We start from the raw sequence: 24,553 nt of genomic DNA, 5'->3' as shown, positions 1-24,553 counted from the left end.
CGCAGTAGCCGATCTGAACGACAGCACTGTGCAACTCTAGGAAAATTGACCTAGGACGCCCATAGGACATGTCCTAAAGTTGAGGTGACATTTTCCACAGCTCTTGTTCAATGTCCTGATTCAACTGGTCGATTGCCGCCTGCAATGCTGCCCATCCCGGGTCGGCAGCCTGCGTCGAGCGCACCTGGCTGGCCTTTTCCAGTTGCGCGCACGCCTGCGCCAGGGGCAGCGCATCAATCAGGCAGGCGACGCCCTTGAGGCGGTGCAATGCCACGCCAATGGCTTCCCAGCCTTGGGTCTGGACGGCAGAGGCGAGCAAAGCGGACTCTTCCCGCAGGTTTTTGCGCAACTCCTCAAGCATGCGCCGCAGTACCGCATTGTTGGCCTGGGTCATCTTCTGCAGGGTATCCATCCTGAAGCTGGGCCGCGCGGCCAGCCTGTCGATCACCGCGACAAGCTGGGCCAGCGCAACCGGCTTGACCAGACATTCATCCATGCCGGCCTCCAGGCAGCGGGCGCGCTCCTCTTTCATAGCGTTGGCGGTGCAGCCAACGATGGCGATCGCTGGGCGCTGGCTGTCGCGTTCCAGGCGGCGGATGCCACGGGCCAGCGCATAACCGTTCATCACCGGCATGTTGCAATCGCTGAGCACCAGGTCGAAATCGCCGTCCTGCCAGGCCTGCAAAGCACTCTGGCCGTTCTCCACAGCCAGTACCTCATGGCCAAGGAATTCCAGTTGCTGGCTGAGCACTAAGCGGCTGGCCGAAAGGTCATCAACCACCAGAATCCGCCGCGCCGGCCCGCCCGCCAGCCCACGCGTCGGCGCTGGCGCTACAGGCTCGGTAGCCAGCGCTTCGAGGGTCAGCTCGACACTGACCTCGGTACCTTTGCCCGGCACGCTACGCAGGGCAATGTTGCCGCCCATCAACTCGACCAACTGCCGGCAAATGCTCAGGCCCAGGCCCGAGCCGCCATATTCGGCACCCGCGCCTGCCTGAGCGAAGGGCTGGAACAGCGCGCTCTGCTGTTGCTTGCTGATACCGATGCCGGTGTCACGCACACACAAGCGTAAGCCAACGCCCTGCAAACTGTCGCAGCCCGTGCGGCTGACCTGCAGCTCTACCAGGCCCAGGTGGGTGAATTTCAGGGCATTGCCCAGCAGGTTGGTCAGCACCTGGCGCAAGCGCAGCGGGTCGAACCAGTACACCCCCTCTGCTTCGCTGGCCAGTTGCAGGCGCAAGTCCAGGCCCTGAGCCAGGGCCTGGGCCTGGAACTGCTCGACGATAGCCTTGAGAAATGGCGCCAGTGCCCGGGCCTGGGGTTCGAGCTGCAGGCTGCCGGCCTCGATCCGGGCAAGGTCGAGGCTGTCACCGATCAGCGCAATCAGCTCACGGGCTGATTGATGGGCGGTTTCCAGCCGCCGGGACGGCTGCTCGCCGCGGTCCAGGGTGGTTTCCCGCTCAAGTTCGAGCAGGCCGATGATCACCGCCATGGGCGTGCGAATCTCGTGGCTCATGGTCGCCAGAAAGGTACTTTTGGCCTGGTTGGCCTGCTCGGCCTGCTGCCGGGCTTCGACCAGCGCCACCTCCAGTTGCTTGCGCTCGGTGATGTCGATCCAGCCCCCCAGCAGGCCTTGCAGCTGCCCGTCGGCACTGTAGAACGGCACGGTCCACTGGTAGGCATCGGTGCGCTGGCCCTCAAACTCGATACAGCGGTCCGCGAACACCGGTTGCGGATCTTCGAGCAGGCTCAGGTAATCGGCATGCAGTTGCCTGGCCAGCTCCTCGGGAATGACATCGATGTCTGTCAGCCGCCGGCCCTTGACATCTTCCAGGCGCATCGAGAAGGCCTGTTCGTAGCTTTTGTTGCAGGTGATCAGCCGCCCCTCCAGGTCGCGCACGTAGATCGGGTTGGGGATTCCGTCGAGCAGTGCACGCTTGAACGCCAACTGGTCGTTGAGGGCTTGCTCGGCCTTCTGCCGCTGGTTGATCTGCGCGCGCAAGCGACTGCTCCAGACCAGCGACACCAGCCCGAACAGTACCGCCGCCGCCACGGTCCAGTAGATCCACGGCGCAATCCGCTGCCAGGCCGGCGCTGGCGGCGCCAGCGCGCCCAGCCACTTCATGCGCACGGCACGCAACTCGGCGACCGGGAAGGCTTCCAGGGCCTTGTTGAGGATGCTTTCCAGCTCCGGAGCGCTGCGCCGTACCGAGAACCGGTCCGGTGCCCACTTGCCCTCGACTCCACGCCCGACCTTGAGCACCGGGTCGTTGCCGATCACGCTGTAGGCGCCGATTTCGCTGTCGATGGTGGCCAGGGCTTCGCCGTTGCGGACCTTTTCCCGGGCTTGCTCCAGCGAGTCCACCAACAACAGGCGAATACCCGGGTGATCCTCGCGAAGGGTGCTCTCCAGCGCATGCTGCGCCGGCAGTGCCAGGGTCTGCCCGGCCAGTTCGTCCAGCGACGCCAGGCCCAGTTGCGGCGCACGAACGATGAACACCCAGCTCTGCCCGCCAATGGAATGAGTGAACCCGAGAAACTCGCGGCGCTCCGCGGTTTCACTGAGGGTTGTGCTCATGTCGGCCTGCCCGCTCCTGAGCAGCTCCAGGCTCTGGGCAATCGATTCGGACGGCGCATAGTCAAACTGCAGGCCCGTCATCTGCGCAATGGTCGCCAGCACATCGCTGTTAAGCCCCACCCAGGCGCCCTGGCGAGTGCGGAACAGGTAAGGCGGATACTGGCTGCCAACCACGGTCACCCGCGGATGGCTGGCGATCCAGCGGCGCTCGGCGACGCTCAGCTCGACCCGGTGATGAGCCACGTCCGAGCCCAGGCCGGAGGTCCAGCGGCCAAGAATTTCGCGGCGCACCGACTCCTCGATGCTGGCCAGCGCCTGGTTGAACATCTCCTGCAGCAGCCGGTCTTCGGCACGCACGGCAAAGGCGAAGCCAATCGGCGGCAAGGCGCTGGGGCCGACCACCTGCAGGCCCAGGTACGGACGCAGGGCATTGAAGGCGCGGATGATGATCTCGTTGCCGACAAACGCATCCACTTCACCCTGGTTGAGCGCCTCCAGGGCACTGCTGAGGTTGGGCGCCAGCAGCACCTGACTGTCGGGATAAACCTGGTGCATGACCCGGGTGTCGGCATAACCGTCGAGCAGGACCACTTTCTTCCCCGCCAGCGACTTTGGCGGCACCGGCGCGCCGCCACGCACCACGACCATGGAGCGGTCCGGAATGTAATCGTCGGAGAACGCCAGGCCCGCCACGCTGCGTTCAAAGCCGTTGGCGCTGGTCAGGACATCGATGTCGCCATGGCGCAAGGCCTCGATCGCCTCCTCGCGCTTGGCGAAGGCCAGCACCTGGGTTTTCACCCCCAGGCGTTCGGCAACCAGGCTCAGGTAGTCGGCGCTGATGCCCTGGTAGCGGTTGCGGTCGATGGTGATGTCCACCGGCTCGTAGTCGGCAAACGAGATACCGACCCGCAACACCCGCGCCGGGCCCAGCCATTGTTGCTGGGCCGCGGTCAATGGCATCGGCCCAAGCTCGGTGAACGGCGGTACCAGGGTAAAGGGCAGGCTCTGGGCGGCCTGGGCCCAGGGCCCGATACCCAGCCAGAACAGGCAGGCCAGCAACAGCCCTGTTGTGCGTCGATGTCCGGTGCTCATTGATACCCTTGATCCGTTGCTGCAAACCATTGCCAGTGTAGAAATAAAAAAGCCCGTCAGAGACGGGCTTTGTTGTGCCGATCAGTCGATCAGAGCGGTTTGCCGCGATTACCGTGCTGGCTGACGAAGGCCTGAACGGCTTTCAGGTCATTGGCCAGTACCGTGCACTTCTCTTCGCGGGCGAACAGGTCAGTCAGGTGCGCCGGCAGTTCCAGAGCCTTGCCGACACCGGCCTTCTCCACCGCTTCCGGGAACTTGACCGGGTGCGCAGTGCCCAGCACCACCATCGGCGTGTCCAGGCTGCGGCGGCACTCGCGTGCGGCCTTGACGCCGATCGCGGTGTGCGGGTCGAGCACCTCACCGGTCTGGGCAAAGACCTCGGCGATGGTTTCGCAGGTTTGCGCATCATCGACCGCCAACGAATCGAACAGCTTGCGCGCTTCGGTCCAGCGATCCTGTTCGACGCTGAAACCGCCGCCCTGCTTGAAGTTGTCCATCAGCCCGGCGATAGCCGCGCCATTGCGACCGTGCAGGTCGAACAGCAGGCGTTCGAAGTTCGACGAAACCATGATGTCCATGGACGGCGACAGGGTTGCGTGCAAGGTTTCCTTGACGTACTGGTTGCCGCTCATGAAGCGGTGCAGGATGTCGTTGCGGTTGGTGGCGACGATCAGCTGGCTGATCGGCAGGCCCATGTTGCGCGCCAGGTAGCCGGCGAAGATATCGCCGAAGTTGCCGGTCGGAACCGAGAACGCCACCGAACGCGCCGGGCCGCCCAACTGCAGGGCTGCATGGAAGTAGTAAACGATCTGGGCCATGATCCGCGCCCAGTTGATCGAGTTCACTGCCACCAGGCGGGTGCCCTTGAGGAAGCCCTGGTCAGCGAAACTGGCCTTGACCATTTCCTGGCAGTCGTCGAAGTTGCCTTCGATGGCGATGTTGTGGATGTTCTCGCCGAAGATGGTGGTCATCTGCCGGCGCTGAACTTCCGACACGCGCTGGTGCGGGTGGAGGATGAAGATATCGACGTTGTCGCAACGGCGGCAGCCTTCGATGGCGGCGGAACCGGTATCACCACTGGTGGCGCCGATGATCACGACGCGCTCGCCACGCTTGGCCAGCACATGATCAAGCAGGCGGCCGAGCAGTTGCAGGGCGAAGTCCTTGAACGCCAGGGTTGGGCCATGGAACAGCTCCAGCACCCATTCGTTGCTGTTCAGCTGACGCAGCGGTGCAACCGCGGCATGGGCGAACTCGCCGTAGGTTTCTTCGAGAATCTTCTTGAAATCGGCATCGGCGATGCTGCCGGTGACGAACGGGCGCATCACCCGGAAGGCCAGCTCGTGGTAGGGCAGGCCGGTCCAGGAAGCGATTTCTTCCTGGGTGAAACGCGGCAGGTTTTCCGGCACGTACAGGCCGCCGTCGCTGGCAAGACCGGCCAGCAGCACGTCTTCAAAGTTCAGGGCCGGTGCCTGGCCGCGGGTACTGATGTAGCGCATTTTTGCAAACCTTCGGTTTGAGCTTCAAGCTTCAAGCTTCAAGCTGCAAATCACCGCAGTCCCGCTGTGATCTTGCCGCTTGCAGCTTGCCGCTTGCCGCAGTTGTCAGTTGAGTTGTTCGACGCGGATACGCACGACGTTGCCGACCACATCCTGCAAGGCTTCCAGGGCGGTGATGGCGTCGTTCATGCGTTGCTCGATCACTCGATGAGTGAGCAGGATCATGGGCACCAGGCCGTCCTGTTCCTCGACTTCCTTCTGCATGATCGATTCGATATTGATGCCGCGCTCGGAAAGGATGCTCGCCACCTGGGCCAGCACGCCCGGGTGATCCTTGGCCTGGATGCGCAGGTAGTAGGCGCTTTCGCAGGCTTCGATCGGCAGGATCGGGTGGGCCGACAGCGAGTCAGGCTGGAAGGCCAGGTGCGGTACGCGGTTCTCCGGATCAGAAGTCATGGCGCGAACCACATCGACCAGGTCGGCAATCACCGACGAAGCGGTAGGCTCCATGCCGGCGCCAGCACCGTAGAACAGGGTCGAACCGGCAGCATCACCGTTGACCATCACGGCGTTCATCACGCCGTTGACGTTGGCGATCAGGCGGTCGGCCGGGATCAGCGTCGGGTGCACACGCAGCTCGATACCGTTGGCAGTGCTGCGGGCCACGCCCAGGTGCTTGATGCGATAACCCAGCGCTTCGGCGTAGTTGACGTCAGCGGTGGTCAGCTGAGTGATGCCTTCGGTGTAGGCCTTGTCGAACTGCAGCGGGATACCAAAGGCGATGGACGCCAGGATGGTCAGCTTGTGCGCGGCATCGATGCCTTCGACGTCGAAGGTCGGGTCGGCTTCGGCGTAACCCAGGGCCTGGGCTTCGGCCAGCACGTCGGGGAACGCACGGCCTTTTTCACGCATTTCGGTGAGGATGAAGTTGCCGGTACCGTTGATGATCCCGGCCACCCAGTTGATGCGGTTGGCCGACAGGCCTTCACGGATCGCCTTGATCACCGGGATGCCACCGGCCACAGCCGCTTCGAAGGCGACGATAACGCCCTTCTCACGGGCCTTGGCGAAGATCTCGTTGCCGTGCACGGCAATCAGCGCCTTGTTGGCGGTGACCACGTGCTTGCCGTTGTCGATGGCCTTGAGCACCAGCTCGCGGGCAATGGTGTAGCCGCCGATCAGCTCGATGACAATGTCGATTTCCGGGTTCGTTGCGACCTCGAACACATCAGCGGTAATGGGGGTACCGGTAATCTGGCAATTCGGGTTTGGCGAACGCATGGCAATCTGTGCCACTTCAATACCACGCCCGGCACGGCGGGCGATCTCCTCGGCGTTACGCTGAAGTACATTGAAGGTACCGCCACCGACGGTCCCCAACCCACAGATGCCTACTTTGACCGGTTTCACTGTGAACTCCCCATGAAACGACCGGCTGGCAGCCGATCGTGAAACTGCCGTCACCCCAAGGCAACGGCTTGCGATTGAATTACTTGGCCAGGGCCAGCTTGGCCACTTGCGGCGCCGGCTGGTAGCCCGGAATCACCTGGCCGTTTTCCAGGACGATGGCCGGCGTGCCGTTGACGCCGATCGACTGGCCCAGGGCGAACTGCTTGCCGACCGGGTTGGCGCACTTGGCGGCCTTGATTTCCTTGCCGTCGATCATCTTGTCCAGCGCCGCCTTGCGGTCGCTCGAGCACCAGACCGCCTGCAACTGCTCGTCACCCGGCGAACCCAGGCCCTGACGCGGGAAGGCGACGTAGCGCACTTCGATACCGCGACGGTTGAGCTCAGGCACTTCGGCGTGCAGCTTGTGGCAGTACGGGCAGGTGGTGTCGGTAAACACGGTGATGTGCGACTTGGTTTCGCCCTTGGCAGGATAAACCACCATCTCGGCCGCTGGAATGGCATTGATGGTCTTGGCGATGGCCTGCCGTTCGGTCTTCTCGGTCAGGTTGACCGGCTTGCCGTCCTGGATCTGGAACAGGTAGCCCTGCATGACGAACTGGCCATCCGCGCTGGCGTACAGCACGCGGCCGCCTTCAAGCTTGACTTCATACAGGCCGTTGAGCGGGCTGCTGGCAACGCTATCGACCGGCACGCCCAGTTCCAGGGACTGCAGGGTCTTGCGGATCGCCTGCTCGGCGTTGTCGGCGGCAGCGGCAAAGGTGCTGACCAGCGCCAGGGCGGCGGCGGCGAAAATCTGGGTCACGCGCATGGGAACTCCTGAGGGCGGACGGGGGCCGGAAGCTGGACGCTCGTGCTTAAACCACGGCGATTACACGGCCCTTGATGCAAACCGCACAAGCCTACCACAGATGCCAGCACAGACCGACTGCGGGCGATGCACGCAATGTTCGATCAGCGCTCAGCCGCGCGGGTGATGCCGGGCATGCAGTTCCTGCAGCCGCGCGCGGGCCACATGGGTGTAGATCTGGGTGGTCGACAGGTCGCTGTGGCCGAGCAGCATCTGCACCACGCGCAAGTCGGCGCCGTGGTTGAGCAGGTGAGTGGCGAAGGCATGGCGCAGGGTGTGCGGCGACAGGCTCTTGTCGATACCGGCCACCAGCGCCTGGTGCTTGATGCGGTGCCAGAAGGTCTGGCGGGTCATCTGCTCGCCGCGCAGGCTGGGGAACAATACATCGCTGGGACGCCCGCCGAGCAGTTCGTTACGGCCGTCACGCAGGTAGCGCTCAATCCACACCACCGCCTCTTCACCCATGGGCACCAGGCGCTCCTTGCTGCCCTTGCCCATCACCCGCAGCACGCCCTGGCGCAGGTTGACCTGATCGAGGGTCAGGCTCACCAGCTCGGTGACACGCAAGCCACAGGCGTACAGCACTTCAAGCATGGCGCGGTCGCGCTGGCCGATCGGCTCGCTCAGGTCCGGTGCCTGCAGCAAGGCTTCGACGTCGGCTTCCGACAGGGATTTGGGCAATGGCCGCCCCAGTTGCGGCATTTCCACCTGCAGGGTCGGGTCAATGCCGATCAGTTTTTCCCGCAGCAGGTAGCGATAGAAGCCTCGCACCCCGGAGAGAAAACGCGCGGTCGAGCGTGGCTTGTAGCCCTGCTCCAGGCGCCAGGCCAGGTGATCGAGGATCAGTTCGCGCCCGGCATTGGGCAGCTCGACGCCCTGCTCCGTGAGCCAGCCGTTGAACAGCGCCAGGTCGCTGCGGTAGGAATCGCGGGTGTTGTCGGCCAGGCCCTTCTCCAGCCACAGGGCGTCCAGGAACTGATCGATAAGCGGATGTTCAATAGCGGGCATGACAACTCTGCGGCAAGCGACGAAAACGACGAATTGCCGCTAGTCTTCCATAACACTGCCGGCATAGGGAGCCCGAATGAACGAACAACAGATATTGCTGGCATTTGGCGGGATAGGTCTGGCAGCGCTGTGCTGCCAATGGCTGGCCTGGCGCCTGAAGCTGCCGGCGATCCTTTTCCTGCTGCTCAGCGGCATCCTCGCCGGCCCGTTGCTCGGCTGGCTCGACCCACAGGAGCTGTTCGGCCCATTGCTGATGCCGCTGGTGTCGCTGGCGGTGGCGCTGATCCTGTTCGAAGGCAGCCTGACCCTGCACCTGTCGCAGTGGAAAGACATCGGCAGCGTGGTGCAGCGCATGGTCACCCTCGGCGCGCTGTCGACCTGGCTGGTAATCACCCTGGCCACCCACTGGCTGCTGGGCTTCGACTGGCTGCTGGCAACCTTGTTCGGCACCCTGACCCTGGTGACCGGGCCGACGGTGATCGTGCCGATGCTTCGAGTGGTACGGCCCAAGGCAACGATCGCCAACATCCTGCGCTGGGAAGGCATCGTTATCGACCCGATTGGCGCGCTGCTGGCGGTGGTGGTCTACAGCTTCATCATCGCCAGCGCCGCCGGCGACGGCCTAAGCCACAGCCTGGTGACCTTTACCGGGGTGATTGTCTGCGGCAGCGCGTTCGGCGTGGCCGGCGGCTGGCTGCTCGGCCAGGTGATGCGTCACCAATGGCTGCCGGAGTATTTGCACAACCTGGCGTCGCTGGCGGCGGTGCTGGGGATTTTCATTGGTGCCAACCAGGTGATGCATGAGTCGGGGCTGCTGGCGGTCACCCTCATGGGTATGTGGCTGGCCAACATGAAGGGCGTGGATGTCCGGCAGATCCTGCACTTCAAGGAGAACCTCAGCGTGCTGCTGATCTCCGGGCTGTTCATCCTCCTGGCCGCGCGCCTGGACCTCAATGCCTTGATCGGCCTGGGCCCAGCGGTGCTGGCCCTGCTGCTGATCATTCAGTTCGTGGCCCGGCCGCTTAACGTCGCGCTGTCGACCTTCGGCTCGCAATTGAACTGGCGCGAACGCGCCCTGCTGGCCTGGATCGCCCCGCGCGGCATCGTTGCCGCGGCGGTGTCGGCGATCTTTGCCATCCGCCTGGATGAAGCCGGGCATGAAGGCGCACTGCTGCTGGTGCCATTGACCTTCGCGGTGATCATCGGCACCGTGGTGCTGCAGAGCGCCACTTCGCGGCCCTTGGCGCGCCTGCTCAAGGTTGCCGAACCTGCCCCCAGCGGTTTTTTGATCGTCGGCGCCAACCCGCCGGCCCGCGCTGTGGCCAAGGCTTTGCAACAGCTCGATTGCCGGGTGCTGCTGGCCGACTCTAGCTGGGAGAACATCCGCGCGGCACGCATGGAAGGCTTGCCAACCTACTTCGGCCACCCCGCCTCGCAGCATGCCGATGCCCACCTGGACCTGGTAGGCCTGGGGCATTTGCTCGGGTTGTCACCGGCAGGTGAGCTCAACACCCTGGCCTGCACGCGCTTTCGCCACGACTTTGGCACGCAGCGGCTGTTTGTCCTGGCCAGTGGCCTTGAGGCCAAGCGCAGCGACAAGCATCGGGCCAGCGATGAGCACCGCGGGCAGACACTGGGAAGCCAGCCGCTGACCTACGGGCAGTTGGCCGGATTGCTGAACAATGGCGCCGAGCTGTACAGCACGCACCTGACCGAGGCATTCGGCTGGGCGGACTACCAGGCGCTGCATGGCGAGCGGGCCAACCCGTTGTTTGCCCGCGATGGCAGTGGCTGGGTGCATGTGTTCGGGCCCGACAGCCTGCTCAAGCCCGGGCCTGGGTGGACACTGGTGGCGTTGATTCAGCCCGCTCCTACAGAATGATCAGAACCCGGGCAATACCGGCACCGGGCGCTTGTCTTCATCGATGGCGACAAAGCTGAACAGGCCATGGATGGCCTTTTCGCGACTGTCGCAGCTCATGCTTTCGACAAACACTTCGACCTCGACCTTGAGGCTGGTGTTACCCACTGTCGCCACCCGCCCGACCAGCTCGACGATGGAGCCGGCGGCAATCGGGTGCTTGAAGTCGATACGGTCGGTCGACACCGTTACCAGCGGCAAGCGGCAGAAACGCGTGGCAGCAATGAACGAGACTTCGTCCATCCAGGCCAGCGCGGTGCCGCCGAACAGGGTGTTGTGGTGGTTGGTGGTGGACGGGAATACCGCCTTGGTCACGCGGGTCACCGACAGTTCGGTGCGGCGCTCGATTTCCTGCTCTCTGGAGGTCATGGGCTTCACATTGGACGACAAATTTCAGACAACAAAAAAGCAGCCCGAAGGCTGCTTTTTTCGCATGGTGGCCGTAGCCACCGGTCAAGCTGTCCTCAGGACAGTTTTTCCTTGATGCGAGCGGCTTTACCGGACAGGTCGCGCAGGTAGTACAGCTTGGCTTTACGCACGTCACCACGACGTTTCACGGCCAGGCTGTCGATTTGCGGGCTGTAGGTCTGGAAAGTACGCTCAACGCCAACACCGTTGGAGATCTTGCGAACAGTGAAAGCACTGTTCACACCACGGTTACGCTTGGCGATGACAACGCCTTCGAAAGCCTGCAGACGCGAACGATCGCCTTCCTTCACTTTCACCTGAACGACGATGGTGTCGCCCGGGGCAAAGGTCGGGATCTCTTTGGTCATCTGCTCTGCTTCGAGTGCAAGAATGATTTTGTTGGTCATGCTGTGCTCCTAAGGTAAATCAGCTGGATTTACCATCGATACGTTAACTATCGTCCCGCTCACGGAGGTATTCCGCCAGCAGCTTCTTCTCTTCTCCAGAAAGTGAGCGACTTTCCAGAAGATCGACGCGTCGTTCATAGGTCCGCCCAAGGGACTGCTGTAAACGCCATCGCCGGATGTGTGCATGGTTGCCACTAAGCAACACGTCGGGAACACGCTGATCCGCATACACCTCAGGTCGGGTGTAGTGCGGGCAATCAAGCAGACCATCGGTGAAGGAATCTTCCTGCGCCGAGTCCGCATGCCCTAAAGCTCCAGGCAGCAGTCGTGTAACCGCATCGATCAGGACCATCGCCGGCAGCTCGCCGCCAGACAGGACATAGTCTCCAATCGACCACTCTTCATCGACATGAGCTTCAATAAAGCGCTCGTCGATGCCTTCATATCGACCGGCTATCAGAATCAACGATTCGTGCTTCGCCAGGTCTTTGACCGCCGACTGAGTCAGCTTGCGGCCTTGTGGGCTCAGGTAAATCACCTTTGCCGCCTCTCCGGTTGCCTGCCTGGCATTCACCAGGGCGTCTTCCAGAGGCTTGATCTTCATCACCATGCCCGGACCACCGCCAAACGGCCGATCATCTACCGTATGGTGACGATCTGTGGTGTAGTCCCGCGGGTTCCAGCAGGTCAGTTGCAACAACCCCTGTTTCACCGCGCGGCTGGTAATGCCGTACTCACTGATGGCCGAGAACATCTCGGGGAACAGCGTGATGACGTCTACGCGCAGGCTGGCCATTGCTTAGAAGTCCGCGTCCCATTCGACCCTCATTTCGCCTGCAACCAGGTCGATCTTCAACACGCATTGCTCGGTATAGGGCAACAGGCGTTCTCGATCATCCAGGCTGCCCGCGCAGGGCTTGACCACCATTACATCGTTCGCGCCGGTCTCCAACAGGTGATCAATCGTGCCGAACAGCTGTTCGTCCTGATTGATGACTTTCAGACCCACCAACTGGTACCAGTAGTACTCGTCGGCAGACAGGTTGGGCAAAAGGCTACGCGAGATACAAATCTCATAACCGCTCAGAAGACGGGCTTCATCACGATCGTCGAGGCCTTTGAGCTTGGCGACCAGGTCCTTTTGAGTGGAACGGCCACTGACCAGCTCGACCTGTTTTACCTTCCCTTCGTGCCGAAGCGTCCAGTTACGGTAATCCAACAGGTTTTCAATCGGATCGGTAAAGGAAAAGACCTTTACCTCGCCGCGAACGCCGTGAACCGAAAAAATCTTGCCAACGACGATCAGGTCATCAGCTTTTTCTGGCGTCGCGCTCATACTATTCAGGCAGCAGCCTTAGCAGCATCTTTCAGCAGTTTTGCAACGCGCTCGGATGGCTGTGCGCCAACGCTCAGCCAGTGAGCAACGCGGTCTTGTTTAACGGACAGGCGAACTTCCTGGCCACGAGCGATAGGGTTGAAGAAACCAACCTGCTCGATGTGCGAACCGGTAACCGGGTTACGCGAGTCGGTCACGGTCAGGGTGTAGAATGGGCGCTTTTTAGAGCCACCACGGGCAAGACGGATGGTTAGCATTGAACATCGTTCCTGTAGTCGGTGCTGCAAATCATAATGCACAGCGGGCACACGGGTGCCCGAAAGGCCGCATATTCTCAAGGAATACACGGACTTTTGCAAATGCCTTTTTACGCCAGGTAAAAAGGACAGCCTGCAGATCTGCGCTTCGTACAGCCTCTATATAAAGGCTGCGTTGTTCCCGCCGGGGCGGGAGTCCGATCGTCGGCCCGTTTCCAGGCCGCCGATGCGAATAGGGTTACAGTTTGGGCATGCCGCCGCCGGGCATCATGCCACCCAGGCCGCGCATCATCTTGGCCATGCCGCCTTTGGCAGAAAACTTCTTCATCATCTTCTGCATCTGCTTGTGCTGCTTGATCAGACGGCCGATGTCCTGCACCTGGGTGCCGGAACCAAGGGCGATACGGCGTTTGCGCGAACCGCTGATCAGCTCAGGGTCGCGGCGCTCGGCCGGGGTCATCGAGTTGATGATCGCTTCCATCTGCTTGAACTGCTTCTCGGCGGCGCCCTGGGCGCTGCCCATCTGGGCCAGGTTGACGCCGCCGATGCTCGGCAGCTTGTCCATCAGGCCGCCCAGGCCACCCATGTTCTTCATTTGTTGCAGCTGGTCGCGGAAGTCTTCGAGGTCGAAGCCCTTGCCCTTCTTCAGCTTCTTGGCCAGTTTGTCGGCCTTGTCCTTGTCGAGGGTCTGTTCGGCCTGCTCGATCAGGCTGAGCACGTCGCCCATGCCCAGGATGCGCGAAGCGATACGGTCGGGGTGGAACGGCTCGAGCGCGTCGCTTTTCTCGCCCATACCGATGAACTTGATCGGCTTGCCGGTAATGGCGCGCACCGACAGCGCGGCACCGCCACGGGCGTCACCGTCGACCTTGGTGAGGATCACCCCGGTCAGCGGCAGCGCATCGCCGAACGCCTTGGCCGTATTGGCGGCGTCCTGGCCGGTCATGGCGTCGACCACGAACAACGTCTCGATCGGCTTGACCGCAGCGTGCAGGTCCTTGATCTCGGTCATCATTTCGGCGTCGATGTGCAGACGGCCGGCGGTGTCGACGATGACCACGTCGATGAACTTGAGCTTGGCTTCGCGGATCGCCGCCTCAGCGATGGCCACCGGCTTCTGGCTGATATCCGACGGGAAGAAGGTCACGCCGATGTCGCCCGCCAGGGTTTCCAGCTGCTTGATCGCCGCCGGACGGTAGACGTCGGCCGAGACCACCATCACGGTCTTTTTCTTGCGCTCTTTGAGGAAGCGCGCCAGCTTGCCGGCGGTGGTGGTCTTGCCCGCGCCCTGCAGACCGGCCATCAGCACCACCGCAGGCGGTGCGGCGTTGAGCGCCAGGTCTTCGTTGGCGGCGCCCATCAGGCCTTCGAGCTCGGCCTGGACGATCTTCACGAACGCCTGGCCCGGGGTCAGGCTGCGCGACACCTCGGTGCCGACCGCACGCTCCTTGACCTTGTTGACGAAATCCTTGACCACCGGCAGGGCGACGTCAGCCTCGAGCAACGCCATGCGCACTTCACGCAGGGTGTCTTTGATGTTGTCTTCGGTCAGCTTGGCCTTGCCGGTGACATGGCGCAGCGTCTGTGACAGACGGTCGGTCAGGTTTTCAAACATGGTGATCCTTTCGGGCTCTGTAGAACCGAGGTTTATCAGCTGCCTCTGGCGTATTCGGCCGGCCTTGGGCAGGGGCAGGCCGGCGATTATAACGAAGACTTGGCCCAGCGCACACCATGCCGTCGGCTGGCAGTCTTCCTAGGCGGGCGCGATCTATGCCAAACTCAGTCCCTTTCGGGCTTGCCTAACAGGACTTATGCTCCCCTTGTCACCCAGCTTGCTACCCAATCTCATCGCCGCCTGCCTGTATGCCGCCGCGACCTTCTATCAAGGCTCACGCCTGGCCCAGGGCTCCAAGGCCGACAAACGCCTGCTCGGCCTGCTTGGCGCGCTGGCGGTCATTGCCCAGGGCACTGCGCTGTTCTGGCAACTGCTCACGCCCCTGGGCCTGAGCCTGGACTTCTTCAGCGCCGCCAGCCTGATCGCCACCGCGGTGATCGCCCTGACCCTGCTGGCCTGCCTGCGCATCCCGGTGGAGAACCTGCTGCTGTTGCTGTTCCCGCTGGGCATGGCCACGGCACTGATCGCCCAGTTCGCGCCGTCGGGCACGGTGCCGCTGATCAACGAAGAGCCGGGCATCCTCGCGCATATCCTGCTGTCGATCCTGGCCTATGGCATGTTCACCATCGCCGTGGTGCAGTCCCTGCTGCTGCTGTTGCAGGATCACCAGCTCAAGCACAAGCACCCCTCCGGGCTGATCAAGAACTTCCCGCCGCTGCAAACCATGGAAAGCCTGCTGTTCGGCTTCCTCTGGGCCGGCTGGGGCCTGCTGTCGCTGTCACTGCTGTCCGGCTGGCTGTTCCTCGACAACCTGTTCGCCCAGCACCTGGTGCATAAAACCCTGCTGGCGTGCCTGGCCTGGATCGTCTTCAGCGTATTGCTGTGGGGCCGCACCCGCCTCGGCTGGCGCGGGCACAAGGCGATCCGCTGGACCCTGGCCGGCTTCTGCCTGCTGATGCTGGCCTATTTCGGCAGCAAGCTGGTACGCGAATTCATCCTGCATATCTGACGGGCACAGGTAAATGGACGCTCTGCCGTTAGGACCGCTACTCGGCGTATTGGCACTGGCACTGCTGTGGTCGGCGCTGTTCACTGCGGTGGACGCCGCCCAGCAGCAGCTCAACGGTGGCCGGCGCAACCCGCAGACCGGCGAGCACCCCGAACTTGCCGTAACCCCTCAGGCCCTGGTGCTGTGCTCGACCCTGGGCAAGCTGCTGGTATTGGCCCTGGCCTGCCTGATGGGCCAGCGCTACAGCGGCGAGCACGGTTTCTGGCTGGCGGGCCTGGGCGCCGCCGCCGTGCTTTTGATCGTCGCCGAATACCTGCCGCGACAACTGGCCAGGCGCAATCCGCAGGCCTTCATCGGCCTGGGCAACAGCTTGCTTAAAGTGCCGCTCAAACTGCTGCAGCCGGTAGCCTGGCTGCTGGATGGCTGCGCGCGGGTGCTGCTGCGCCCGTTCCGGGTGCAAAGCCATGCGGTAGCGCTGCACGACAACGACGACAGCGACAGCTACGCCGCCGACGAGCCGGATGCCGACCAGCGCCTGAACCTGCCGGAAAGCCTGCTGGCGCTGGACAAAATCACCGTCAACGACATCCTCGTGCCGCGCAACGATGTCGACGGCATCAACCTCGACGAGCCGATCGAGGCAATCATCGAGCAGTTGATCATCAGCCGCCACACCCGCCTGCCGGTCTACCACAGCGATATCAACCAGGTGGAGGCGATCCTCAATACCAAGCTGATCAGCCACCTGCTGCCCAAGGCCGAACTGACCCGCGAAACCCTGCAGGCGGCCTGCTACGAACCCTATTTCGTGCCGGAAAGCACCCCGTTGCAGCTGCAATTGCTGAATTTCCACAAACAGCAGCGGCGCCTGGGCGTGGTGGTCGACGAATACGGTGAAGTACTGGGCATCGTTACCCTGGAAGACATCCTCGAAGAAATCGTCGGCGAGTTCGAAGACGAACACAGCCTCGACAACCCGCATATCCACCCCCAGGCCGACGGGCGCTTTGTCATCGAAGGCAACGTGTCGATCCGCGAGCTCAACCGCACCCTGGGCTGGCACCTGCCCAGCGACGGGCCGAAGACCCTCAACGGCCTGGTCACCGAAGCCCTGGAAAGCATCCCGGCAAGCGCCGTGTGCCTAAAAATCGGCCGTTATCGCCTGGAAATCCTCGAAACCGAGGACAATTGTGCCAGCCGCATACTGGTCTGGACGCTCAAGCGCTAGCTATACTGGCCACACGCTTACCCAGCCCCAGCCGTCTCGCCCGCTACCCGCACCGGCGTCACACGGCCAGTCAGCCTGACTGAACATTGCGCGCACCAGCGGTACTGGCTCACACCCCGAGCCTTGCCCGCGCCCGCCCCCATCCCCAACGGGCGTATGTTTCGTCACGCGACCATAACAATTCGCTTCGGCGCACGCCCGTGCCTGCCTGTTCGTACCCGGCCGGCGGCGATGCCCATGGAGCTCTCGACTGACAGGGATAATCGCATGACGACCAGCAGCACCTACCCCGAAACCGCCCAGGCCAGCCCCGGCAACTCGCCGGCACGGGTTGCCACCGCCAGCTTCATCGGCACCGCCATCGAGTTCTACGACTTCTACGTGTACGCCACCGCGGCGGCGCTGGTGATCGGCCCGGTGTTCTTCCCGCAGACCTCCGGCACCGCGCAGATGCTCTCGGCGTTCCTTACTTTCGGCATCGCCTTCCTGGCCCGCCCCCTGGGTTCGGCGCTGTTCGGTCACTTTGGCGACCGTATCGGCCGTAAATCGACCCTGGTCGCATCCTTGCTGCTGATGGGCGTGTGTACCACCTTGATTGGCGTGCTGCCTGGCTATGACAGCATTGGCGCCTGGGCGCCGATCCTGCTTTGCGTGTTGCGCTTCGGCCAGGGGCTTGGACTTGGCGGTGAATGGGGCGGCGCGGCGTTGCTGGCCACCGAGAACGCGCCCAAGGGCAAGCGCGCCTGGTTCGGCATGTTCCCGCAGCTAGGCCCTTCGATCGGTTTTCTGGCGGCCAACGGCCTGTTCCTGACCCTGGCCATGCTGCTGACCGATGAGCAATTCCGCAGTTGGGGCTGGCGCATTCCGTTCCTGCTCAGCGCCGTGCTGGTGATGGTCGGCCTGTATGTGCGCCTGAAGCTCGAAGAAACCCCAGTGTTCGCCAAGGCCGTGGCCCGTCACGAGCGGGTGAAGATGCCGGTGGTCGAGCTCTTCGCCCAGTACTGGGCCCCCACCCTGCTGGGCGCGGCGGCCATGGTGGTGTGCTATGCGCTGTTTTACATCTCGACGGTGTTCTCGCTCAGCTATGGCGTCTCGACCTTGGGTTACAGTCGCGAGACCTTCCTCGGCCTGCTGTGCTTCGCGGTGCTGTTCATGGCCCTGGCCACGCCACTGTCGGCCTGGCTCAGCGACCGTTACGGGCGCAAGCCGGTGCTGATTGTCGGCGCTGTGCTGGCCATTGCCTCGGGCTTTACCATGGAGCCGCTGCTGACCTCGGGTTCGACCACGGGGGTGGCGCTGTTCCTGGCCATCGAGCTGTTTTTGATGGGCGTGACCTTTGCGCCGATGGGCGCCTTGCTGCCTGAGCTGTTCCCCACTCACGTGCGTTACACCGGGGCGTCGGCAGCCTACAACCTGGGCGGGATCGTCGGCGCCTCGGCGGCACCGTTCTTTGCCCAGAAGCTGGTGGCCATGGGCGGTTTGAGCTGGGTCGGCGGCTATGTCTCGGCGGCAGCTGTGCTGAGCCTGATTGCGGTGTTGTGCCTGAAAGAGACGCGCCACTCGGAGCTGTAAAATCATCGCGGGGCAAGCCCGCTCCTACCGGTGTAGGAGCGGGCTTGCCCCGCGATTGCTTAGAACTCTACCTTGACCGCCTGCGAAGCACGGTTGGCCTTGGCCCGGGCGGCTTCGATCGACTCGTCGCGGGCCAGGCACACGCCCATGCGCCGCTGGCCGTTGACCTCAGGCTTGCCGAACAGGCGAATGGCGGTATCCGGCTCGCTCAGGGCGGCGCCGAGGTTGGCGAAGGCGGTCTGCTGCGACTGGCCTTCCACCAGGATCACTGCCGACGCCGACGGGCCGAACTGACGGATCAGCGGGATCGGCAAGCCCAGGATCGCCCGCGCATGCAGGGCGAACTGCGACAGGTCCTGGGAAATCAGGGTCACCAGGCCGGTGTCATGCGGGCGTGGCGAGACTTCGCTGAACCACACCTGGTCGCCTTTGACGAACAGCTCGACACCGAACAGGCCGCGGCCGCCCAGCGCCTCGGTCACCGCTTTGGCCACCCGCTCGGATTCAGCCAGGGCCACCGGGCTCATCGCCTGCGGCTGCCAGGATTCCTGGTAATCGCCCTTCTCCTGACGGTGGCCGACCGGCGCGCAGAAGGTGGTGCCGCCGACATGACGAACGGTCAGCAGGGTGATTTCGTAGTCGAAATCAATAAAGCCTTCGATGATCACCCGGCCCTTGCCGGCACGCCCGCCTTCCTGGGCATAGTCCCAGGCCTTTTGCACGTCGTCAGCGCTGCGCAGCAGGCTCTGGCCCTTGCCCGACGAACTCATCACCGGCTTGACCACGCACGGAAAGCCGAGGTCGTCGACGGCCTTGGCGTATTCCTCGAAGGTGTCGGCGAAATGGTACGGCGAGGTCGGCAGGTCGAGCTCTTCGGCGGCCAGGCGACGGATGCCTTCGCGGTTCATGGTCAATTGCGCGGCGCGGGCGGTCGGCACCACGGTGAAACCTTCGTTTTCCAGCTCGACCAGGGTCGCGGTGGCGATGGCTTCGATTTCCGGGACGATGTAGTGCGGCTTCTCGGCCTCGATCACTGCCCGCAGGGCGGCGCCGTCGAGCATGTTGATCACGTGGCTCCGATGGGCCACCTGCATGGCCGGGGCATTGGCGTAACGGTCCACGGCAATCACTTCAACGCCCAGGCGTTGCAGCTCGATCACCACTTCCTTGCCCAGCTCGCCGCAGCCACAGAGCAGTACGCGGGTCGCGGTCGGCGACAATGGGGTTCCGATACGGGTCATTTCAGGTCCTCAGAGGGAAGAACATCCTGGGCCGCCCCGTACTCGGTGCAACCCGGTGAAAAGGAGCGCCATTTTACATGAACCGCGCTCAGCCAGTGACCACCCGCTTGCGCGCGCGCCAGGCCATGGCCAGCCAGACCACGGTAACCCCGGCGAATTTCGAGGCCATGGCGGTGCCGACCACGGCCGGGGTCAGGGCGCCGATCATGCCGAAGAAGATAAAGGTGTCGATCGGGATGCTCAGCGCCGAACTCAGCCACAGGCGATCGTGCAGCGGCCGCTTGGTGATGGTGAACACCAGCCAGTCGATCAGCTCGGACACCGCGAAGGCGGTGGCGCTGGCCAGGGCGATGGCCGGCTCCGAGGTGATATAGGACAGCACCAGGGCCGCCAGCATGGCCACCAGCGCACCGTGGCCGAAGCGGGTCTGGACCATGTCGCGCAGGATGAACACCAGCCCGCCCCAGGCGGACCAGATGACGTCCAGGTGCGGGGCACTGGAGAAGGCGTAGTTGATCAGCACTACGCTGCTGATATAGGCAATCAGAAAGAACATGGGATCGACCGCTGGGTAAGCGCTACAGGGTACTGCAGCGCTTGCCGGCGGCCAAGCGGCGGATCATGCGCCGACGCTGAAGATCAGCCCGGCCGCGACCGCGCGCTCGTGGCACAGTTTGAGCACCTGGCGCCGCTCGCTGTTGTCCATCCGCCCCCAGCGGGTGATTTCAGCGGCGCTGCGCTGGCAGCCGGTGCAGATATCGGCGTCATCCAGCGCGCAGATCTGCACGCAGGGCGAGGCCACCGGGCGTTCAGGCGTGCTCATCAATCCTCCTGTGGGGCCAGGTCGCGGGCATAACGCTCGGCGTTGTGCACGTAGTGGGCGGCACTGGCTTCAAGCATCTTCTTTTGCGCCTCGGTCAGTTCGCGCACCACCTTGCCCGGCGAGCCCATCACCAGCGAGCCGTCAGGTATTTCCTTGCCTTCGGGGATCAGCGCGTTGGCGCCAATGATGCAGTACTTGCCGATCCGCGCACCGTTGAGGATCACCGCGTTGATGCCGACCAGGCTATGGTCGCCGACCGTGCAGCCGTGAAGCATGGCGTTGTGGCCGACGGTCACGCCCTTGCCCAGGGTCAGCGGCGAGCCCATGTCGGTGTGCATCACCGTGCCGTCCTGGACGTTGCTGTTCTCGCCAATGTCGATCAGCTCGTTATCGCCGCGCAACACCGCGCCGAACCAGACGTTGGCGCCGGCCTGCAGGCGCACCTTGCCGATCAGCGTGGCAGTCGGCGCAACCCAGCTGCGCGGATGGGTTTCGACCCGCAGGTCGCCCAGACGGTATTTCATGCGTGGATCCTCACGGTGCGGCGTGGCTGGCGGGTGGTCCCGCTCAAATGGGGGTAAAGCGTTCAGGCGGCTGATGCAGGCTGATGTTGGCATCGTAAAGCAAGTTGACCAGCTCGACGATCATGATCGCCGACAGCCCCCAGATCTTGTACTCGCCATAGCGGTAGCTGGGCACGTACCAACTGCGGCCCTGATAATCGATACGGTGGGTATGGTCACGCGGGTCCTGGCGAAAGAACTCCAGCGGCACGGTGAACACCGCAGCGATCTCGGCGTCATTGGCCTGGTACTCGACGAAATCCGGAATCAGGCCGACGAAAGGCGTTACTTTCAGCCCATGCAGCGAGATCAGCGGGCTCAACGGGCCGATGATCTCCACCAGGCCCGGCGGCAGGCCGATTTCTTCTTCGGCTTCACGCAGGGCGGTGAAGATCAGGTCGGGGTCTTCCGGATCGCGGCGACCACCGGGGAAGGCCACTTCGCCGCCGTGGGTCGACAAGCCCTTGGCGCGCAGGGTCAACACCAGCTCCGGCTCTTCGCTGCGGGTGATGGGCAATAACACAGCGGCCTCGGGAAAACGTCGGTCCGTCTCCAGGGTACTCGGCGTATGACTGCTCACGCGGCGAAGTAGCTCGTCCAGCATTGCTCTCTCTCGATTCCAAAGCCTGTCGTGCATGATGCACCAAAGCCGCGGGCCGCCCAAGTCCCGGCGACGATCCGGCTTGCGGCCGCAGGGACAGTGGCGCCAAGATAGGCGCACCTAACAGGAATAAAAGCATGAAATTCTGCAGTGCGTGCGGCAATCAGGTGATTCAGCGTATTCCCGAGGGCGATACCCGCCTGCGCTATGTCTGCGATCACTGCCAGACCATTCATTACCAGAACCCCAACATCGTCGCCGGGGTGCTGCCGACCTGGGGCAGCCGGGTGCTGTTGTGCCGCCGCGCCATCGAACCGCGCCGGGGCTACTGGACCTTGCCCGCCGGGTTCATGGAGAACGGCGAAACCATCGAACAGGCCGCGCGCCGGGAAACCGATGAAGAAGCCTGCGCCCGCGTAGGCGGCATGAGCCTCTACCAACTGTTCGACCTGCCGCACATCAACCAGGTGCACGTGTTCTTTCGCGCCGAGCTTGCCGACCTGGACTTTGCCGTCGGCGTCGAGAGCCTGGAAGTGCGGCTTTTCGACGAAAGTGAAATCCCGTGGGACGAGCTGGCTTTCCGCACCGTCAGTCGTACCCTAGAATGCTATTATCGTGACCGCATCGAGCAGCGCTTCCCGATCGGCAATGAATGCCTGTCACCCATGCTCGTCTCGTCACCCAACACCTAGCTTTTTCAGGGATATCGTTTCATGCGCTGGTTGCTTGCCCTTTTCTGCCTCAGTGTGGCTTCGATGTCCCAGGCGGGTTTCACCGAAACCATCATCACCCGGCCGGTCGACCAGACCGCGCCTTCGCCACTGCAACCGCAAGCGCCCAAGCCTGCGCTGATCGACAAGATCCTGGTGATCAAGTCCGAACGTCGTTTACAGCTGATCAGCGCCGGCACGCCGCTGAAAACCTACCGCATCTCCCTGGGCAAGCAACCCAAGGGCGCCAAGCTGCGCGAAGGCGACAAGCGCACCCCCGAAGGCTTCTACTGGATCGACTGGCGCAAGCAGAGCGACCGCTACAACCTGGCCATGCACGTGTCCTACCCGAATATCACCGACGCCGCTCGCGCCCGTCGTGAAGGCGTTCCGCCGGGCGGGATGATCATGATCCACGGCACGCCGCTGAGCGAGGAATACCCGGAAGAAGTCTTCCACACCCTCGACTGGACCGAAGGCTGCATCGCCATGACCAACCGCGACATGCGTGAAGTGTGGAACATGGTCCCGGACGGCACCATGATCGAGATCCGCCCCTGATCGCCCCTTAAGGCGCTTCCGGCAAGCACGTCGGAAGCTTCCTTCGCAACTCAGGCTTCGGCCCTACTCGTCTACCGGCTCGGTAGCGCATCCATTCGAATAGTAGCGTCCATAAAATCCACGCATCTGGATACCACCTGGACGCTACTGCATGCCCTGTTCACTCAGCATTGTCGCTGCACGCCTTGTCATCCGGCCTTCGGCCCTCTTTGTTGTGCTGTTGATGGTGCGTCCCGCCAGTGCTCATGAACACCTGGGCATTCAGCCGCTACGCGACCAGCGTCTGCAACTGGAACAACTCGAGCAACGTCAACGCCTGCGCAAGCTGCAACGTAGCGATGAATTGGCCGAACCGGCCAGCCAAGCACCAGCCGCCACCGAGGCCTCGCCCTGCTGGCCGCTGAACGGCGTGCGCCTGGCTGGCAACCGGCAAATCGGCTCGGCAGAACTGGCAGCCAGCGTGCGACCGCTGCTGACGCCATGCATGGACGTGGCACGGATCAACCTGATCCTCAAAACCATCACCGAGCAGTATGTGCAAGCCGGCTACCTGACCAGCCGCCCCTACCTGAGCCAGCCGCCGCAAGCAGGCGCAACTCTGGACATCGAGATCGTCGAGGGCTTTGTCGAGTCGATCGAGCTGGCCGACCCCGACTTGCCGCTGTCACTGCACAGCGCATTCCCGACCCTGCTCGGCCAGCCCTTGCGCCTGAGCGAACTGGAACAGGGCATGGACCAGTTGAACCGGCTGCGAGCCTTCGACCTGGGCGCCGACCTGCTGCCCGGCGAGCTGCAAGGCGGCACCCGCATCCTCATCACGCCGCGGCAGATCAACCCGCGCTGGCGCCTGGGCAGCAGCTTCGACAACCGCGGCAGCGAGCTGACCGGGCGCGAGCGTGTCGGCGCCAGCCTGACCCTGGACAGCCCGTTGCAACTCAATGACTACAGCCAGCTGTCGCTTACCTCGTCGCTCGGTTCCGGCGCCAGTTACAGCCGCGGCTACGGCCTGTACTACAGCATCCCCTACGGCCCCTGGACCTACGCGCTCAACCTCAACCAGCTGCAGTACCAGGCGCAACTGCCGGGCCGGCGCGAGCGCAGCAGTGGCCAGAGCGGGTTCTACGGCCTGAGCCTTGAACGCAACCTGTGGCGCAACCAGCACGGGCTGCTCAGCGCCAGCCTGCGCCTGGACCAGAAGCGCCTGGACAACCGCCTGGCCGGGCAACGCCTGCACGTGCAAAGCCCGACCCTTACCAGCCTGGAAGCAGGCCTGAACCTGCTGTGGCTCGACGCCAACCTGTGGAGTGCCTACCTGGGCATTGCCCAAGGCCTGGAATGGTTTGGCGCCGATACTGCGCCGCTGGCCAGCAACGCGCCGCAGCCACAGTTTCGCAAGTACCGCGCAAGCGCCCTGCACCTGCGCCAGGGCCGTGACCCGGCCTGGCCCTGGCGTTGGCAGAGCGAACTGAACCTGCAGTACAGCGCCGACGCTCTGCCAGCAGTCGAGCAATTGCTGCTCAGCGACAACAGTGCCGTGCGCGGCTTTCGCCAACAGGTGGCGGCTGGTGCTAGCGGCGCCGCGTGGCGCAACACCCTGAGCCAGCCGTTGGCCCTGAACCTGCCCGCCGGGCTAGTGATTCGCCCGCAACTGGGCCTGGACCTGGGCTGGAGCAAATTCGACCACGGCCGCGCCGCACAGCGCTTGGCCGGCGCCCATGCCGGCCTTGAACTGAACCTGCCCGACAGCCTGCTCAAGCTTGACTACCAACGCGCGCTGCACGCCAGCAACACCCGCCGCCAGGACCTGGAGCCCGGCTACTGGCTGCTGGAGTGGGTACTGAACATCTGAAGTCCACAACAAAAAAGA

General features: G+C 63.3%; 23 protein-coding genes. 7 read left to right on the top strand and 16 right to left on the bottom strand.

Annotated features, from left to right (window positions below):
- Window positions 1-73: 73 nt before the first annotated feature.
- From LOY37_RS05595 to xerD, 5 genes are all read right to left on the bottom strand, one after another.
- Entirely contained in the window at window positions 74-3,670 is a 3,597-nt protein-coding gene (locus LOY37_RS05595) for a transporter substrate-binding domain-containing protein (protein WP_408980691.1), read from the bottom strand.
- Between the two features lie 89 nt (window positions 3,671-3,759).
- Window positions 3,760-5,169 (bottom strand): threonine synthase, encoded by a 1,410-nt coding sequence (gene thrC, locus LOY37_RS05590; protein ID WP_258716444.1) that lies wholly within the window; start codon window positions 5,167-5,169, stop codon window positions 3,760-3,762.
- 105 nt (window positions 5,170-5,274) lie between these two features.
- Complete coding sequence (locus LOY37_RS05585) at window positions 5,275-6,579, bottom strand: homoserine dehydrogenase (protein WP_093386830.1); 1,305 nt, start codon at window positions 6,577-6,579, stop codon at window positions 5,275-5,277.
- A gap of 79 nt (window positions 6,580-6,658) precedes the next feature.
- Window positions 6,659-7,387 carry a bifunctional protein-disulfide isomerase/oxidoreductase DsbC gene (dsbC, locus tag LOY37_RS05580; RefSeq protein WP_045193700.1) on the bottom strand — a complete coding sequence of 243 codons (729 nt, stop codon included), beginning with the start codon at window positions 7,385-7,387 and terminating at the stop codon, window positions 6,659-6,661.
- Between the two features lie 150 nt (window positions 7,388-7,537).
- On the bottom strand, window positions 7,538-8,434 hold the full coding sequence (gene xerD, locus LOY37_RS05575) for a site-specific tyrosine recombinase XerD (RefSeq protein ID WP_258609718.1): 897 nt from the start codon (window positions 8,432-8,434) through the stop codon (window positions 7,538-7,540).
- A gap of 76 nt (window positions 8,435-8,510) precedes the next feature.
- Between xerD and LOY37_RS05570 the strand changes: the two genes are divergently transcribed.
- Window positions 8,511-10,316 carry a sodium:proton antiporter gene (locus LOY37_RS05570; protein ID WP_258716443.1) on the top strand — a complete coding sequence of 602 codons (1,806 nt, stop codon included), beginning with the start codon at window positions 8,511-8,513 and terminating at the stop codon, window positions 10,314-10,316.
- Here LOY37_RS05570 and LOY37_RS05565 read toward each other — a convergent pair whose 3' ends face one another.
- From LOY37_RS05565 to ffh, 6 genes are all read right to left on the bottom strand, one after another.
- The gene (locus LOY37_RS05565; protein WP_045196557.1) at window positions 10,317-10,724 is read right to left on the bottom strand and encodes an acyl-CoA thioesterase; all 408 of its coding nucleotides are present in this window, start codon (window positions 10,722-10,724) and stop codon (window positions 10,317-10,319) included.
- Between the two features lie 95 nt (window positions 10,725-10,819).
- Window positions 10,820-11,170, bottom strand: coding sequence for a 50S ribosomal protein L19 (gene rplS, locus LOY37_RS05560; protein WP_038996821.1), 351 nt, complete (start codon window positions 11,168-11,170; stop codon window positions 10,820-10,822).
- Window positions 11,171-11,213: 43 nt separating this feature from the next.
- On the bottom strand, window positions 11,214-11,966 hold the full coding sequence (gene trmD, locus LOY37_RS05555; protein WP_045196554.1) for a tRNA (guanosine(37)-N1)-methyltransferase TrmD: 753 nt from the start codon (window positions 11,964-11,966) through the stop codon (window positions 11,214-11,216).
- Between the two features lie 3 nt (window positions 11,967-11,969).
- Window positions 11,970-12,506 (bottom strand): ribosome maturation factor RimM, encoded by a 537-nt coding sequence (gene rimM, locus LOY37_RS05550; RefSeq protein WP_093386845.1) that lies wholly within the window; start codon window positions 12,504-12,506, stop codon window positions 11,970-11,972.
- A gap of 5 nt (window positions 12,507-12,511) precedes the next feature.
- On the bottom strand, window positions 12,512-12,763 hold the full coding sequence (gene rpsP, locus LOY37_RS05545; RefSeq protein WP_028942918.1) for a 30S ribosomal protein S16: 252 nt from the start codon (window positions 12,761-12,763) through the stop codon (window positions 12,512-12,514).
- Window positions 12,764-13,001: 238 nt separating this feature from the next.
- Window positions 13,002-14,378, bottom strand: coding sequence for a signal recognition particle protein (gene ffh / locus LOY37_RS05540; protein WP_038996825.1), 1,377 nt, complete (start codon window positions 14,376-14,378; stop codon window positions 13,002-13,004).
- A 196-nt stretch (window positions 14,379-14,574) separates the two neighbouring features.
- On the opposite strand from ffh, the gene LOY37_RS05535 reads away from it, so the two are divergent.
- The 3 genes from LOY37_RS05535 (at window position 14,575) to LOY37_RS05525 (ending at window position 18,187) form a co-directional block, all read left to right on the top strand.
- Window positions 14,575-15,387, top strand: coding sequence for an inner membrane protein YpjD (locus LOY37_RS05535; RefSeq protein ID WP_408980690.1), 813 nt, complete (start codon window positions 14,575-14,577; stop codon window positions 15,385-15,387).
- A 13-nt stretch (window positions 15,388-15,400) separates the two neighbouring features.
- Window positions 15,401-16,615: a transporter associated domain-containing protein gene (locus LOY37_RS05530; RefSeq protein WP_093386849.1), complete on the top strand. Its 1,215-nt coding sequence runs from the start codon at window positions 15,401-15,403 to the stop codon at window positions 16,613-16,615.
- A gap of 267 nt (window positions 16,616-16,882) precedes the next feature.
- A complete protein-coding gene (locus tag LOY37_RS05525; RefSeq protein ID WP_093386854.1) occupies window positions 16,883-18,187 on the top strand; it encodes an MFS transporter in 1,305 nt (434 codons plus the stop codon).
- Window positions 18,188-18,246: 59 nt separating this feature from the next.
- On the opposite strand, the gene purT is transcribed toward LOY37_RS05525, so the two are convergent.
- The 5 genes from purT to LOY37_RS05500 all read right to left on the bottom strand — a co-directional run bounded on the left by purT (window position 18,247) and on the right by LOY37_RS05500 (window position 21,418).
- Window positions 18,247-19,428 carry a formate-dependent phosphoribosylglycinamide formyltransferase gene (gene purT, locus LOY37_RS05520; RefSeq protein WP_258716441.1) on the bottom strand — a complete coding sequence of 394 codons (1,182 nt, stop codon included), beginning with the start codon at window positions 19,426-19,428 and terminating at the stop codon, window positions 18,247-18,249.
- 88 nt (window positions 19,429-19,516) lie between these two features.
- A complete protein-coding gene (locus LOY37_RS05515; RefSeq protein ID WP_045196541.1) occupies window positions 19,517-19,984 on the bottom strand; it encodes a VUT family protein in 468 nt (155 codons plus the stop codon).
- 63 nt (window positions 19,985-20,047) lie between these two features.
- On the bottom strand, window positions 20,048-20,251 hold the full coding sequence (locus LOY37_RS05510) for a DUF1289 domain-containing protein (protein ID WP_045196539.1): 204 nt from the start codon (window positions 20,249-20,251) through the stop codon (window positions 20,048-20,050).
- The gene (locus LOY37_RS05505) at window positions 20,251-20,775 is read right to left on the bottom strand and encodes a gamma carbonic anhydrase family protein (protein ID WP_045196537.1); all 525 of its coding nucleotides are present in this window, start codon (window positions 20,773-20,775) and stop codon (window positions 20,251-20,253) included. The genes LOY37_RS05510 and LOY37_RS05505 overlap by 1 nt, the downstream gene beginning before the upstream one ends.
- Window positions 20,776-20,818: 43 nt before the next feature.
- Window positions 20,819-21,418, bottom strand: coding sequence for a CoA pyrophosphatase (locus LOY37_RS05500; protein WP_010220257.1), 600 nt, complete (start codon window positions 21,416-21,418; stop codon window positions 20,819-20,821).
- A 134-nt stretch (window positions 21,419-21,552) separates the two neighbouring features.
- Between LOY37_RS05500 and LOY37_RS05495 the strand changes: the two genes are divergently transcribed.
- The 3 genes from LOY37_RS05495 to LOY37_RS05485 all read left to right on the top strand — a co-directional run bounded on the left by LOY37_RS05495 (window position 21,553) and on the right by LOY37_RS05485 (window position 24,535).
- A complete protein-coding gene (locus LOY37_RS05495; protein ID WP_045196535.1) occupies window positions 21,553-22,107 on the top strand; it encodes an NUDIX hydrolase in 555 nt (184 codons plus the stop codon).
- A 21-nt stretch (window positions 22,108-22,128) separates the two neighbouring features.
- On the top strand, window positions 22,129-22,686 hold the full coding sequence (locus LOY37_RS05490) for a murein L,D-transpeptidase family protein (protein WP_045196533.1): 558 nt from the start codon (window positions 22,129-22,131) through the stop codon (window positions 22,684-22,686).
- A 151-nt stretch (window positions 22,687-22,837) separates the two neighbouring features.
- Window positions 22,838-24,535 carry a ShlB/FhaC/HecB family hemolysin secretion/activation protein gene (locus LOY37_RS05485; RefSeq protein ID WP_408980689.1) on the top strand — a complete coding sequence of 566 codons (1,698 nt, stop codon included), beginning with the start codon at window positions 22,838-22,840 and terminating at the stop codon, window positions 24,533-24,535.
- The last annotated feature ends 18 nt before the right edge of the window (window positions 24,536-24,553 follow it).

Source organism: Pseudomonas sp. B21-012, from assembly GCF_024749305.1.
GTDB lineage: Bacteria > Pseudomonadota > Gammaproteobacteria > Pseudomonadales > Pseudomonadaceae > Aquipseudomonas.
The sequence above is the reverse complement of the archived record's forward strand: the minus strand, read 5'-3'. Positions and strand labels throughout refer to the sequence as shown.

Bases quoted from the DNA above. Each gene is read 5' to 3' on its own strand.
- LOY37_RS05595 (WP_408980691.1), bottom strand. From the start codon at position 3,670: ATGAGCACCGGACATCGACGCACAACAGGGCTGTTGCTGGCCTGCCTG.
- thrC (WP_258716444.1), bottom strand. From the start codon at position 5,169: ATGCGCTACATCAGTACCCGCGGCCAGGCACCGGCCCTGAACTTTGAA.
- dsbC (WP_045193700.1), bottom strand. From the start codon at position 7,387: ATGCGCGTGACCCAGATTTTCGCCGCCGCCGCCCTGGCGCTGGTCAGC.
- xerD (WP_258609718.1), bottom strand. From the start codon at position 8,434: ATGCCCGCTATTGAACATCCGCTTATCGATCAGTTCCTGGACGCCCTG.
- LOY37_RS05570 (WP_258716443.1), top strand. From the start codon at position 8,511: ATGAACGAACAACAGATATTGCTGGCATTTGGCGGGATAGGTCTGGCA.
- LOY37_RS05565 (WP_045196557.1), bottom strand. From the start codon at position 10,724: ATGACCTCCAGAGAGCAGGAAATCGAGCGCCGCACCGAACTGTCGGTG.
- rplS (WP_038996821.1), bottom strand. From the start codon at position 11,170: ATGACCAACAAAATCATTCTTGCACTCGAAGCAGAGCAGATGACCAAA.
- trmD (WP_045196554.1), bottom strand. From the start codon at position 11,966: ATGGCCAGCCTGCGCGTAGACGTCATCACGCTGTTCCCCGAGATGTTC.
- rimM (WP_093386845.1), bottom strand. From the start codon at position 12,506: ATGAGCGCGACGCCAGAAAAAGCTGATGACCTGATCGTCGTTGGCAAG.
- rpsP (WP_028942918.1), bottom strand. From the start codon at position 12,763: ATGCTAACCATCCGTCTTGCCCGTGGTGGCTCTAAAAAGCGCCCATTC.
- ffh (WP_038996825.1), bottom strand. From the start codon at position 14,378: ATGTTTGAAAACCTGACCGACCGTCTGTCACAGACGCTGCGCCATGTC.
- LOY37_RS05535 (WP_408980690.1), top strand. From the start codon at position 14,575: ATGCTCCCCTTGTCACCCAGCTTGCTACCCAATCTCATCGCCGCCTGC.
- LOY37_RS05530 (WP_093386849.1), top strand. From the start codon at position 15,401: ATGGACGCTCTGCCGTTAGGACCGCTACTCGGCGTATTGGCACTGGCA.
- LOY37_RS05525 (WP_093386854.1), top strand. From the start codon at position 16,883: ATGACGACCAGCAGCACCTACCCCGAAACCGCCCAGGCCAGCCCCGGC.
- purT (WP_258716441.1), bottom strand. From the start codon at position 19,428: ATGACCCGTATCGGAACCCCATTGTCGCCGACCGCGACCCGCGTACTG.
- LOY37_RS05515 (WP_045196541.1), bottom strand. From the start codon at position 19,984: ATGTTCTTTCTGATTGCCTATATCAGCAGCGTAGTGCTGATCAACTAC.
- LOY37_RS05510 (WP_045196539.1), bottom strand. From the start codon at position 20,251: ATGAGCACGCCTGAACGCCCGGTGGCCTCGCCCTGCGTGCAGATCTGC.
- LOY37_RS05505 (WP_045196537.1), bottom strand. From the start codon at position 20,775: ATGAAATACCGTCTGGGCGACCTGCGGGTCGAAACCCATCCGCGCAGC.
- LOY37_RS05500 (WP_010220257.1), bottom strand. From the start codon at position 21,418: ATGCTGGACGAGCTACTTCGCCGCGTGAGCAGTCATACGCCGAGTACC.
- LOY37_RS05495 (WP_045196535.1), top strand. From the start codon at position 21,553: ATGAAATTCTGCAGTGCGTGCGGCAATCAGGTGATTCAGCGTATTCCC.
- LOY37_RS05490 (WP_045196533.1), top strand. From the start codon at position 22,129: ATGCGCTGGTTGCTTGCCCTTTTCTGCCTCAGTGTGGCTTCGATGTCC.
- LOY37_RS05485 (WP_408980689.1), top strand. From the start codon at position 22,838: ATGCCCTGTTCACTCAGCATTGTCGCTGCACGCCTTGTCATCCGGCCT.